The organism is Pseudomonadota bacterium, assembly GCA_010028905.1.
Lineage (GTDB): Bacteria > Vulcanimicrobiota > Xenobia > RGZZ01 > RGZZ01 > RGZZ01.
Genome location: RGZZ01000935.1, coordinates 1 through 1,020, shown reverse-complemented (window position 1 = coordinate 1,020; position 1,020 = coordinate 1). Strand labels below are relative to the sequence as shown.

The window sequence follows — 1,020 nt, the reverse complement described above, 5'->3', positions numbered from 1 at the left end:
CCCGACGCCCAGGGCAACATCCCGCTGAGCCAGTACACGCCCGACCTGCGCCCGCCGAACGCCATCTACACCACGCAAGAGCATGTCCAAGAGCTCGTGGAGACGGTGAAGAAGCAGACCCTGCCGCCCGGAACCCATCCCGAGATCGATATGTCTCCGGCAGGGCACAAGGTCGAGGTCGGTCAGAAGACCTTCTCGAAGCTGGCCATCAGCGTGGGTGGCCTCGCCAACTTCAGCCTCGCCCGCCCAGGCGCAATGCTCACCATCCCTGCCGCGGTGGCAACGCCCATCGCCCTGGTGGCGGGTGGCCTCGGCGTGTACGCGGGTCTCGAGCAGGCCAAGAACAGCCTAAACCTCAAGGGCTACTACGAAGGCCTCGAGAAGGAGGGCGTCCAGGTCCTCCCGATGCAGGTTCCCGTCCGCACCAAGGAAGGCACGCAGGTTCAGCAGGTCGAGGTGCCCATCAAGCAGGTCATCTCCAGCGCCAAGGACCAGGCCGTGCTCGGTGGGGCACAGGCGGTGGGCGGCGCGCTGATGATCGCCTCGGGCTGCGCCGCGCTTGCCGCGCTCCCCGCGGCCCCCATGCTCGCTGTCGGCAGCATCGTCGTGAGCATTGCCGCTCCGCTGTATGCGGCCCGCGGTCAGTTCGTGATGCTCGGCAAGGCTGTGTGGGAGAAGATCAAGGACAAGCTCCACATCGGCGGCAAGGAGAGCAAGAGCGACGAGCCCGCCGCGCCTGGGGCCCAGGCTCCCGCCATCGAGGCGGCCAAGACGCCCGCGGCGCCCCCCGTGCCGTCGGTGGCAACGCCTCCCGTGCCTGGCGCAGAGAAGCCCAAGACCTCCTGAGGGCCCTCAGCAGGCAGACGCGGTACTGACATCACAGAGACGCAGGCTCACCCGTTCGGGGGCCTGCGTTTCAGTTCTCGGTCTGCTCGTCTTCGCTCTCCTGCGCCAGGCGTTCGGCCTCTTCGGCTTCTCGGGCGGCTCTCTCAGCGTAGGTCTTGCGTGCCCGCACGAGGC

1 protein-coding gene is annotated in these 1,020 nt (G+C 67.8%); it reads left to right on the top strand.

Features of this window, described 5'->3' with window-relative positions; all coding sequences use genetic code 11:
* Positions 1–846 (top strand): hypothetical protein (locus EB084_26500; protein ID NDD31813.1); only part of this gene is annotated, 846 nt, incomplete at its 5' end.
* Between the last annotated feature and the right edge of the window lie 174 nt (positions 847–1,020).